Origin of the sequence: uncultured Methylobacterium sp., from assembly GCF_964242245.1 — a bacterium.
GTDB lineage: Bacteria > Pseudomonadota > Alphaproteobacteria > Rhizobiales > Beijerinckiaceae > Methylobacterium.
This window is the reverse complement of the sequence record NZ_CAXTBY010000119.1, coordinates 1-11126: the sequence shown is the minus strand read 5'-3', so window position 1 is coordinate 11126 and position 11126 is coordinate 1. Positions and strand designations below refer to the sequence as shown.

The window sequence follows — 11126 nt, the reverse complement described above, 5'->3', positions numbered from 1 at the left end:
TGCGGCGCTGGCCGTGCTGGCCGGGGCCGTACTCGCGGCGGTTGACGGGGCTCTTGGGGCGGCCCCAGATGTTCTGCCCCATGCGGCGATCGAGCTTGTGCTTCGCCTGGATGCGCTTCGACATCGCGTGTCCTCTCGGTATCGAGATCGAGGAACGCGCCCTCCTCTTCCCGCAAGCCTCAAGGGCCCGGGACGACAGAGCGGGTTGGGGCCGCTCGCGGGTGCGTATGAAAATGCCGCACGGCCCCTGAAGAGCCCCACCGACGGGGCGTTCCTAGTCGAGGCGGGCGGGACGGTCAATCCTGGCCCGATCCGCCGCTGCGTTCCGGCGTCCTTCGAAGCGATGCGCTCGGCGTTGTCGCCTCAGGGCCGGGCGGCCAGGAACGCCAGCACTCCGTCGCGGTGCTGTTTGGCACCGACAGCGGTGCTGTGGTCGCGGCCCGCGAGGTCCAGCGCGCGGGCGTTCGGCATCAGGGCCGCCAGCCCCGGACCGTCGCCCGCCACGGTGTCGAGCGTGCCGACCGAGACCAGCACCGGCACGACGATCTGCGCGATCTCGGCCCGCGACAGCGTCTGGCGCGAGCCGCGCATGCAGGCCGCGAGCGCGCGCAGGTCGCTCCTGGTCTGCTCGGCGAAGGTGCGGAAGGCCGCGGCGGTCGGGTTCGGCGCCGGCGTGCCGGCGGGCGCTTCCAGGGCCTCGGCGATGCCCGCGGGCAGCCCCCTGCCCTCCACGAGGTGCATGCCGAGGCCGCCGATCAGGGCCGAGCGGACGCGGGTCGGATGGTCGAGGGCGATGTGCGCGGCGATGCGGCCGCCCATCGAGTAGCCCATCACGTCGGCCCGCCCGATGCCGAGGTGGTCGAGGAGGCCCACTGCGTCGCCCGCCATGTCCTCGGAGCCGTAGGCCTCCGGGTCGTAGAGCTTCTCGCTCTCGCCGTGGCCGCGGTTGTCCAATGCGACCGTGCGGTAGCCGGCTTGGCTGAGCGTCCGGACCCAGAGGGTGTTGACCCAGTTCACCGCATGGTTCGAGGCGAAGCCGTGGATCAGCAGCACCGGATCGCCGCTTCCGCCCACCGCCGGCACGTCGATGTAGGCGATTCGCACGCCGCCCGAATCGAAGCTGTCCATCGCCCTGTCCTTCCCCGCGCCCGCTCCGCTTAGAACGGTCCTGCGGCTGAGGGCAACGCGGGCGTGCTTGCCGGCGCGCGGCCCGGCTGGCATCAGGCCCGGACATGCACGATTCCCAGCCCTACGGCACCTACGCCCCCACCGGCCTCGTCGCCGCGATCGCGCGGCGGACGGCCCGCATCCCGGCCGGTTCCTGGAGCGGCCGGCGGCTGGCGATGCTCCTGCGCCGCATCGCGATCTCGCTGATGCGGGGCAGGCCGCTGGATGTCGAGCGGCTCGGCGCGCGGATGCGGCTGCACCCCTACAACAACAACTGCGAGAAGAAGGTGCTGTTCACGCCGCAATTCTTCGACCCGCAGGAGCGCGCCGTGCTGCGGGCGCGGCTCGCGCCGGGCTGCGTCTTCCTCGACATCGGCGCCAATATCGGCGCCTACGCCCTGTTCGTCGCGAGCTTCGCCGGCCCGCACGCGCGCATCCTCGCGGTCGAGCCGCAGCCCGACGTGTTCGATCGGCTGACCTACAACATCGCCCAGAATCCGTTCCATACGGTCAAGGCGGTGGCCTGCGCGGTCGCCGACAAGGCGGGCGCGCTCACCCTGTTCATCGATCCGCGCAACCGCGGCGAATCGAGCCTGAAGATCGTCGGCACCAACGAGGGCGCGCAGATCAAGGTGCCGGCGGTGACGCTGATGGACCTCGTCCGCGGCGAGGACCTGACCCGCATCGACGCGATCAAGCTCGACGTGGAAGGCTCCGAGGACCTGATCCTGGAGCCGTTCCTGCGCGAGGCGCCGGCCGAACTGCTGCCGCGGCTGATGCTCGTCGAGAACGGGACCGACCAGTGGCAGCTCGATCTTCCGAAATTGCTGGAAGGCCACGGCTACCGCGAGGTGGCGCGCACGCGCCTCAACCTGATGTTCGAGAGAGTGGATTAAGAGCGCCTCGTAGAAGGCGTACTCAAGTCCTCGCTCTCACTCGGGCGTCTGCGGCGCCTTCGTTGTATGGAACGTCCAATCAGGGGATTTGAATGTGGCGCGGATCGAGCCGTGTGTTCTCGTAGAGCGCGCTCACCGCGCAGATCGTTCCGAGCCCGGCCAGCGTGAACGCGTCCTCCAGCCTTCGCAGAACGCGAACATGCCATGCACCGGCCGCGTCGCGTTCGTGGATCGTGATCTCGATCGCGTCCTGATCGACGATCACGATGAAGCGGTTGTACGGATGCGCGCGATAGAACCGGATCTTGCTGGCAAGCACCCGGCCGCGATCGCTCGCCGACGGCACCTCCATGACGAGGTAGAAGCGCTCGGTGAAGCTGCGCTCGGTGTCGACCATCGCATCGATCACCGTCACCTCGGGCTCGGGTCGGTAGCTCGAACGGCTCGACACCTCGATCCCGATCTCGCGGTCGGCGCGCCACCCGGGTCGACCCGTGCGCAGCGCCGCGTTGAGGTGGCGCTCGAAGTTGCTGGCGATACGCTGATGTCCGATTCGAGGCGCCGCCGACTGCATGGGTAGACCCTCGATCAGTTCCCAGCGCTCCTCGGGCGGGCGGGTGTCAAGGAACTCACGGAATCCGGCAGCATCGAACAGGACTGGTTCAAGGACCGCGGAATCAGCCATGGGGACGCCTCGGGCAGCGGGTGCGGCAGGCTCGGCTCGCGAGCAAATCTAACATGCTGCGAGGATTTGGGTGAAGGGTCGGCTCAGCCCGGCGTGACGATCGGAATCTCGTCCGCGATCGTCACGCCTCGCGGGTCGATCCGGCAGCGATAGGCGTGGGTCTCGACGCCCGCGGCGCGCGCCGCGCGGAACGCACGGTCGAAGGCCGGGTCGAGGTCGCGGGCGACATCGAACCTCTCCGCCGCCATCTGCACGACGACGATCACCACCGCCCGGCCGCCGGCCGCGACCACCTCGGCGAGGTCGCGCATGTGGCGGGCGCTGCGGGCGGCGACGCAGTCGGGGAACTCGGCGAGCCCGGGCCGGCGCATCAGGTGGCAGTTCTTGACCTCGACGTGGGCTGGCCGAACGCCCTCCCCGCTCGCCAGGAAGTCGACGCGGCTCGCGGCGGCGTAGCGGACCTCGGGCCTCAGCAGCGTGTAGCCCGCGAGCGGCGCGAGGCGCCCGGCGTGAAACGCCTCGGCGACGAGGGCGTTGGGGCGCAGCGTGTTGATGCCGACCCATTGCGCACCGCCGGGCAGGTCCGCCTCCACCAGCTCCCAGGAGTACCTGAGTTTGCGCGACGGGCTGTTCGCTTCCGAGAGCAGCACCCGGCTTCCGGGCGCGTTGAGGCCCATCATCGCGCCGGGATTCGCGCAGTGGGGGGTGACCGTCGTGCCGTCGGCGAGCATCACGTCGGCGAGGAAGCGCTTGTAGCGCTGCACCAGCCGGCCTTCGATGAGGGGCGCGGAAAATTGCATCGGTCGGGGCTCAAGCGAGGCTCGGGGTCGAACGGACCGTCGGTCCTTACGGAGCTGCGGCGGCGGCCGGAAGCTCGGCGTGTGGTCGCGCCGGGCCGAGCGCGCTACTTGAGCGGCACCCCGACAGCTCAGGTGCGCATGACGAACGATCCGAACACCATCACCGCAGCGATCCTCGTCATCGGCGACGAGATCCTGTCGGGCCGCACCAAGGACAAGAACATCGGCACGATCGCCGACTATCTCACGGCGGTCGGGATCGACCTGCGCGAGGTGCGGATCGTGCCCGACGAGCCCGGCGCGATCGTCGGCGCCGTGAACGCGCTGCGGGCGGCCTACACCTACCTCTTCACCACCGGCGGCATCGGCCCGACCCACGACGACATCACCGCCGACTGCATCGCGCAGGCCTTCGGCGTTGGCATCGATGTCGATCCCCGCGCCCGCGCGATGCTGCTGGAGCGGCACAGGCCCGAGGATCTCAACCCGGCGCGCCTGCGCATGGCCCGCATCCCGGACGGTGCGGACCTCATCGCCAACCCGATCTCCAAGGCGCCGGGCTTCCGGATCGGCAACGTCATCGTCATGGCGGGCGTCCCCGCGATCATGCAGGCGATGCTCGACGCGGTCGGCCCGACCCTGCCGACCGGCAGGCGGGTGCTGTCGGAGACGGTCGAGGCAGGCAACGTGCCCGAGGGCACCTACGCGGCCGACCTCTCCGAGATCGCCGGGCGCTACGCCGACGTGTCGATCGGCTCGTACCCGTCGATGACGCAGGCGGGATTTGCCAACCGCATCGTCGCCCGCGGCCGGGATGCCGGCGCGGTCGCGCGGGCGCGCGCCGAGATCGAGGCCCTGGTCGGCCGGCTCCGAGGCTGAGCCGAGCGCGAAACCGGCAGGGAGAGGCGCTTGCGCGATGGATGGACCGGACCGGGCCGAGAAGGAATCCAAGCACGACGCGCTCAAGGAGACCGTGGCGGAGATCGGACGGCCGGACGCCTACGTCCTGCACGAGGTGATCCGGCGCGGGGGCGACGAGGAGCTGCGCCGGCACGGGGTGAGCCTGTTCCTCTCGGCGTTCGCGGCGGGCCTGAGCATCGCCCTGTCCCTGATCGTCCCCGGCGTGCTCAAGACCCACCTGCCGACGGCTGACTGGACCAAGATCCTCACCTCGATGGGCTACGCCGTCGGCTTCCTCGTGGTGGTGCTCGGGCGCCAGCAACTGTTCACCGAGAACACCATCACCCCGATCCTGCCCCTGCTGCACGACCGCTCGGTGAAGACCGCGCTGCGGGTCCTGCGCCTCTGGGTGATCGTGCTCTCGGGCAACATCCTGGCGACGCTGGCGATCGCGCTGGTGCTGGCCCATTCCGGCGCCTTCGAGCCCGGAGTGAAGACGGCATTTGCCGAGATCAGTCGCGACGCCATCGCGTTTCCGTTCCGGGACACGGTGCTGAAGGCGGTCTTCGCCGGCTGGATGATCGCGCTGATGGTGTGGATCCTGCCCGCGACCGGCAACGCGGCGCCGTTCGTGATCGCGCTGATGACGTGGCTCGTCTCGCTGTGCGGGCTGGCCCACGTCGTCGCCGGCTCGGTGGAGGGCTTCTACCTCGTGGTGACGGGGGCGGCGACGATGGCCGACTACGCGCAGCGGTTCTTCCTGCCGACGCTGCTCGGCAACGTCTTCGGCGGCGTCACCCTGGTCGCCGTGCTGAATTACGGACAGGTCGCCCCGGAGGTGGAGGAGACGCGCGCGGTCGAGGCGGGATCGGACGGGATCGCCGCGCAGGACTGAGCATCCCCGAGGGGCCGCCCAGTCCGCGGCATCTTGACGAGACCGCCTCTTCGGCGAAGGGATCGTGACGCAAGGACCGCGCGGAAAGCCGCGGCCGGGACGGGAACGATGCGCTCGCTCAAGATCCGCTTCGCACTGCTGCTCGGGTCGATCGCGCTCGTCGTCGTGCTGGCGGCGGCCGGCGTGCTCGCCGCAATCGGCGCGGCCGAACGGACGATCGACCGCACGCTCGCCGCGCAGGGGCGCCTCGAACTCCTGGCCGAGCTGTCGGGCCGGATGACGCAGTTCGGGATGGCCGCCGTGGAGACCGTCGGCAATCCCGACGCCACGCCCGAGGCGATGAGCATCGCCCGCGCCAACGCCGACCGGGCGCTGACCACCGTCGACGAGGCGCTGGCCAGGACCGTGAGCGCCAGCGACGATCCGCAGGACCGGATGCAGTACGCGCTTCGCAGCCGGCCGATGGCGCAACTGCGGGCCGCCCGCGTCATCCTCGACCGGCAGGTGGCGCAGATCGGACGCCGGACCGACCCGGGTGCACGCCAGGACGCGATCAAGGGTGCGCTCAACGGGTTCGGCGCGATGACCGGGCAGCCGCTCTCGTTCCTGATCGAGGCCGAGCGGCGCAGCATGGTGCTGGGCTCCGACGCGGCGCGCGCCCTGTCGCAGCGCCTGCGCATTGCCGCGGCGCTGGCGCTGCTGACGGCGCTCGTCCTCGTCGCGGTGCTGTGGCGCAGCATCACGCGGCCGACGCTCGCGCGGATCGAGGCGGTGCGGCGCGCGGCCGGTGCCGTCGGCGGCGGAGACCTCGACACCCGGCTCTCCGTCGCGACCCGGGACGAACTCGGCCTGCTCGTGGCGAACTTCAACCGCATGGCCGCCCGCCTGTCCCGCCGCGAGGGCCGGGTCGCCGCCGACCGCGCCGCCCTGGAAGACACCGTCGAAGCCCGTACGGCCGATCTGCGCGCGGCCAACGCCCGCCTGGAAGCCGTCGACCGATCGCGCCGCCGCTTCTTCGCCGACGTGAGCCACGAACTGCGCACCCCGCTCACCGTGATCCTGGGTGAATGCGACCTCGCTGCCCGCGCCGGCAATCGCAGCATCGATCACGCGCCCGCCTTCGCCACCATCCGGAAGCGGGCGCTGCGCCTCAAGCGGCGCGTCGAGGATCTCCTGCGCGTGGCCCGCTCGGAATCCGGCGAGATCGAGCTCGACCGCCGGGCGCTCGCCGTCATGCCGGTGCTGGCGGAAGCCGTGGACAACCTCGCCTCCGAGGCGGCCCGGCGCCGGGTGGTCCTGATGCTGGAGCCCGGGACGCGCGACGTGTGGCTCCTCGCCGACCGGGAATGGCTGCGGCAGGTCGTCGAGGGCGTGATCGACAACGCGTTGCGCCACGCCACCGGCCTCAGCCGCATCATCGTCGCGCTCGGCGGCGAGGCGTCGGCCCGCATCACCGTGACCGACGACGGACCCGGCTTCGGCGGCGCCGAGAAGACCCTGTTCGAGCGCTTCCGCCGCGGGCCTCGCCCGGCCGAGATGGGGTTCGGCATCGGCTTGGCCCTGGCGCATTGGCTCGTCGGGCAGCATGATGGCGCAATCCTGCTCGGCTCCGGACCGGACGGGCGCGGCGCGCGGGTGACCCTTGACATCCCGGCTCTCGACCTCGCATCGGAAAACGACGTGCATCAGCGGAAGGACGACGCGGCATGACGCGAATCCTCGTCGTTGAGGATGACGTCGACATCCGAAGCCTGCTGGCCCGCGGGCTGGAGGCCGAGGGCTTCTCCGTCGGCACCGCCGCGGGCGTCGGCGACGCGCTGTCGGCCGCGCGCGTGGAGGTGCCCGGGGCGGTCGTGCTCGACATCACGCTGCCGGACGGCTCGGGCCACGAGGTGTGCCGATCCTTGCGCGAGGGCGGCTATCCCGGTCCCATCCTGTTCCTCAGCGCCCGCGACGAGATTTGCGATCGGGCCGAGGGTCTGGCGCTCGGCGCTGACGACTACATCGTCAAACCGTTCGTCTTCGACGAGTTGGTCGCGCGGCTGAAAACCCACCTGATGCGGCGGCAGGCTGCGTATGGGCCGCGGACGCTGGTGAGCGCCGGCAAGCTCGCGCTCGACCTCGACACGCGGCAGGTGAGCTGCGGCGAGGCCTCGGCCCGCCTCACGCCCCGGGAGGCCGAACTCCTCGCCATGCTGATGGAGAGCGTGAACCGTCCGGTCTCGCGCGGCGAGATCTTCGAGCGGCTGTGGGCGAGCCAGGGCGGCCCCTCGCTCAACGTCGTCGACGTGTACGTCGGCTACCTGCGCGCGAAGATGGCCGACTTCGTCCGCTACGGAGGGCCGATCCTCGTCACCGTGCGGGGCCGTGGCTTCATGCTCGATTCCCGCGGGCCCGATTACCGGCACTGACCGTCCCTCACGAAAAATTGGGAGCATCCGGCAATTTAGTGCTTGAAGGCGGGCAGGGAATTGGCGATATCTGCGCGGCGCCGGAAACCAGAGCGCCATCAGCGTCTTAGGGTCCTCTTAAAGTTTGGGCTCCCGAACGCCGGATGTTTGAAATGCCAAGGAGAAACGTCATGACGTGGGCAGCCCCGATCGTTTCCGAAATCTGCGTCGGAATGGAAGTCACGAGCTACGAGTCCGCCGAGATCGACACCTTCAACTGAGGTGTTGCGCCGGGCCGGGGATCGGTGGGCAGCTTGGAGACATCCATGCATGTCGTGATTCTCGGCTCGGCTGCCGGCGGCGGTCTTCCCCAGTGGAACTGCCGCTGTCCGATCTGCGCCCTGGCCCGTGCGGAGCCCGCGCGCGTCAGGCCGCGCACCCAGTCGAGCATCGCGGTCTCGCCGGACGGTACCGACTGGCTCCTGGTGAACGCCTCACCGGACATCCGGCAGCAACTGTCCGAGACGCCCGCGCTGCATCCGCGAGCGGGCCTGCGCCACTCGCCGATCCGGGCCGTGCTGCTGACCAACGGCGACGTCGATCACGTTGCAGGGCTGCTGACGTTGCGTGAAAGCCAGCCCTACGCGCTCCACGCCACCCGCGGCATCCTCGACTCGATCAACGCCAACCGGGTGTTCGACGTGATGGCCGAGGGCGTCGTCACCCGCGAGGCGGTCACGCTGGCTGCGCCCTTCGAGCCGCTGCCCGGCCTCTCCGTGACGCTGTTCCCGGTGCCCGGCAAGGTGCCGCTCTGGCTCGAGGATGCGCAGCTCGAAATCGGTGCGGAGACCGACAGCACGGTCGGCGCGATGATCGAGGCCGGCGGCCGGCGGCTGGCCTACATTCCCGGATGCGCCCGCGTCACCGATGCCCTCAGGGCGCGGATCGCGGGCGTCGACGCCCTCCTGTTCGACGGCACGGTCCTGTACGACGACGACATGATCCGGGCCGGCGTCGGCACGAAGACCGGCTGGCGCATGGGTCACGTTCCGATGCGGGGCGAAGGCGGTTCGGTCGCAGGTTTCCAGAATCTCGCGATCGGACGGAAGATCTTCGTCCACATCAACAACACCAATCCGGTGCTCATCGAGGATTCGCCCGAGCGCGGCCGCATCGAGGCGGACGGATGGAGCGTGGCCCATGACGGCCTCGCGCTGAGCCTTTAGGGTCCCGCCGGTTGGCAATTGTCCGCCGCGCGGCCTATCTTTGGAGGTAACGCGCACGGGTCTGATCGTGCGAAGGCCGCCGAGACACGAAGCGGCCCGTGAGAAGAAGCCGGGAAACGCATCCGAACGGACGCTGGTCACGCCATGAACGCAGTCTTCCCCACGCCCGACACGAGTGCGGCCGAGCGCCTGCTGAGCCCCGACGAACTGGAGGCGGCGCTGCGCGACATCGGTGCGCGCCGCTACCACAACCTGCATCCGTTCCACCGCCTGCTGCACGACGGCAAGCTCAACAAGGATCAGGTTCGGGCCTGGGCGCTCAACCGCTACTACTACCAGGCGATGATCCCGGTGAAGGACGCCGCGGTGCTCGCCCGCATGACGGACGCGGCGCTCCGCCGGATCTGGCGCCAGCGCATCGTCGACCACGACGGCGACGCGCCCGGCGACGGCGGCATCGAGCGCTGGCTGAAGCTCGCCGAGGGCGTGGGCTTTTCCCGCGACTACGTCGAATCGACCCGCGGCATCCTCTCGGCGACGAAGTTCTCGGTCGAGGCCTACGTCCACTTCGTGGCGGAGCGCTCGTTGCTGGAAGCGATCGCCTCGTCGCTCACCGAAATGTTCTCGCCGACGATCATCTCCGAGCGCGTCTCGGGGATGCTGAAGAACTATGACTTCATCACCAAGGATACGCTGGCCTACTTCGAGAAGCGCATGACGCAGGCGCCGCGGGACGCCGACTTCGCCCTCGACTACGTCAAGCGGCACGCCACGACGCCGGGGCTTCAGCGTCAGGCGATGGCGGCGCTGACCTTCAAGTGCACCGTGCTGTGGACGCAACTCGACGCCCTGTACTTCGCCTACGTCGCTCCCGGCCTGATCCCGCCGGATGCCTGGACGCCCGGCATCGGGCTCGTCGCCGAGCGGTCCGCCGCGGCGACCGGAGCCTTGCGGTTGACGGCCTCCGACGTGCCGCGCCTGCCGCGCGGGGTCCGGATGCGGTTCGACGAGACCCGGAACAAGCACGTCCTGCTCGCCCCCGAGCGGACCTTCGACCTCGACGACAACGCCGTGGCTGTGCTCACCCTCGTGGACGGCGGGATGACGGTCGCGGACATCGCGAACAAGCTCGGCGAGACCTATGCGGCCGATCCGCGGGTGATCGAGGCCGACATCCTCGCGATGCTGAACGATCTCGCGACCAAGCGGGTGTTGGAGCGATGAACGCGCTGACCCCGAACACGCCGGCGCTTCCCGCTCCCGTCGGGCTGCTGGCCGAGCTGACCCACCGCTGTCCCCTGCGCTGCCCGTACTGCTCGAACCCGCTCGACCTCGACCGGCGCTCGCGCGAACTCGACACCGCATCCTGGCAGCGGGTGCTGACCGAGGCGGCGGCGCTCGGCGTGCTCCACGTCCACCTTTCCGGCGGTGAGCCGACGGCGCGCGGCGACATCGTCGAGATCACCGAGACCTGCGCCAAGCTCGGGCTCTATTCCAACCTGATCACCTCCGGCGTCGGCGCAGCGCTCGCCAAGCTCCAGGCGCTCTACGATGTCGGCCTCGACCACGTGCAGCTCTCGGTGCAGGGGGTGGATGCGGCCAACGCCGAGAAGATCGGCGGCCTGAGGAACGCGCAGCCGCAGAAGATGGCGTTCGCGGCCCGCGTCGTCGAACTCGGCCTGCCGTTGACCCTGAACGCGGTGATCCACCGCGGCAACATCCACGAGGTCGAGGGCTTCATCGACCTCGCGGTCAAGCTCGGCGCCAAGCGGCTGGAGGTCGCCCACACGCAGTATTACGGCTGGGCCTACGTCAACCGCGCCGCCCTGATGCCGGACAAGGTCCAGGTCGACGCCTCGATCCGCATCGTCGAGGCCGCACGCGAGCGCCTCAGGGGTCAGCTCGTCATCGACCTCGTCGTGCCGGACTACTACGCCAAGTACCCCAAGGCCTGCGCCGGCGGCTGGGGCCGGAAGCTGATCAACGTGACGCCGCAGGGCAAGGTTCTGCCGTGCCATGCCGCCGAGACGATCAGTCAGCTTGAGTTCTGGTACGTCACCGAGCACAGCCTCGGCGACATCTGGGCCAATTCCCCCGCTTTCACAGCCTATCGCGGCACCGACTGGATGCAGGAGCCCTGCCGCTCCTGCGACCGGCGCGAGAAGGA

General features: G+C 69.9%; 12 protein-coding genes and 1 pseudogene. 9 read left to right on the top strand and 4 right to left on the bottom strand.

What is annotated here, in order from left to right; all coding sequences use genetic code 11:
- Both ACFE8Y_RS18340 and ACFE8Y_RS18335 read right to left on the bottom strand, forming a co-directional pair.
- Positions 1–124 (bottom strand): annotated as a pseudogene (locus tag ACFE8Y_RS18340) (30S ribosomal protein S4); the annotation flags it as partial.
- A 239-nt stretch (positions 125–363) separates the two neighbouring features.
- On the bottom strand, positions 364–1128 hold the full coding sequence (locus tag ACFE8Y_RS18335) for an alpha/beta fold hydrolase (RefSeq protein WP_375465819.1): 765 nt from the start codon (positions 1126–1128) through the stop codon (positions 364–366).
- A 104-nt stretch (positions 1129–1232) separates the two neighbouring features.
- Between ACFE8Y_RS18335 and ACFE8Y_RS18330 the strand changes: the two genes are divergently transcribed.
- Positions 1233–2063 (top strand): FkbM family methyltransferase, encoded by an 831-nt coding sequence (locus tag ACFE8Y_RS18330; RefSeq protein ID WP_375465818.1) that lies wholly within the window; start codon positions 1233–1235, stop codon positions 2061–2063.
- A gap of 79 nt (positions 2064–2142) precedes the next feature.
- Here the strand turns inward: ACFE8Y_RS18330 and ACFE8Y_RS18325 are convergent, their stop codons facing one another.
- Positions 2143–2748, bottom strand: a complete 606-nt coding sequence (locus ACFE8Y_RS18325) for a Uma2 family endonuclease (protein WP_375465817.1) — start codon at positions 2746–2748, stop codon at positions 2143–2145.
- Between the two features lie 83 nt (positions 2749–2831).
- Positions 2832–3548, bottom strand: coding sequence for a DNA/RNA nuclease SfsA (gene sfsA / locus ACFE8Y_RS18320; protein WP_375465816.1), 717 nt, complete (start codon positions 3546–3548; stop codon positions 2832–2834).
- 138 nt (positions 3549–3686) lie between these two features.
- Between sfsA and ACFE8Y_RS18315 the strand changes: the two genes are divergently transcribed.
- From ACFE8Y_RS18315 to pqqE, 8 genes are all read left to right on the top strand, one after another.
- The gene (locus ACFE8Y_RS18315) at positions 3687–4427 is read left to right on the top strand and encodes a competence/damage-inducible protein A (protein ID WP_375465815.1); all 741 of its coding nucleotides are present in this window, start codon (positions 3687–3689) and stop codon (positions 4425–4427) included.
- A 37-nt stretch (positions 4428–4464) separates the two neighbouring features.
- Complete coding sequence (locus ACFE8Y_RS18310) at positions 4465–5343, top strand: formate/nitrite transporter family protein (RefSeq protein ID WP_375465814.1); 879 nt, start codon at positions 4465–4467, stop codon at positions 5341–5343.
- A 108-nt stretch (positions 5344–5451) separates the two neighbouring features.
- Positions 5452–7053 carry an ATP-binding protein gene (locus ACFE8Y_RS18305; protein WP_375465813.1) on the top strand — a complete coding sequence of 534 codons (1602 nt, stop codon included), beginning with the start codon at positions 5452–5454 and terminating at the stop codon, positions 7051–7053.
- On the top strand, positions 7050–7754 hold the full coding sequence (locus ACFE8Y_RS18300; protein ID WP_375465812.1) for a response regulator transcription factor: 705 nt from the start codon (positions 7050–7052) through the stop codon (positions 7752–7754). The genes ACFE8Y_RS18305 and ACFE8Y_RS18300 overlap by 4 nt, the downstream gene beginning before the upstream one ends.
- A gap of 170 nt (positions 7755–7924) precedes the next feature.
- Entirely contained in the window at positions 7925–8014 is a 90-nt protein-coding gene (gene pqqA, locus ACFE8Y_RS18295; RefSeq protein WP_055889187.1) for a pyrroloquinoline quinone precursor peptide PqqA, read from the top strand.
- A gap of 45 nt (positions 8015–8059) precedes the next feature.
- On the top strand, positions 8060–8959 hold the full coding sequence (gene pqqB / locus ACFE8Y_RS18290) for a pyrroloquinoline quinone biosynthesis protein PqqB (protein WP_375465811.1): 900 nt from the start codon (positions 8060–8062) through the stop codon (positions 8957–8959).
- A gap of 144 nt (positions 8960–9103) precedes the next feature.
- Positions 9104–10183 carry a pyrroloquinoline-quinone synthase PqqC gene (gene pqqC, locus ACFE8Y_RS18285; RefSeq protein ID WP_375465810.1) on the top strand — a complete coding sequence of 360 codons (1080 nt, stop codon included), beginning with the start codon at positions 9104–9106 and terminating at the stop codon, positions 10181–10183.
- Positions 10180–11126: pyrroloquinoline quinone biosynthesis protein PqqE (gene pqqE, locus ACFE8Y_RS18280; RefSeq protein ID WP_375465809.1), on the top strand; the 947-nt coding region annotated here is incomplete at its 3' end. The genes pqqC and pqqE, both read left to right, overlap by 4 nt.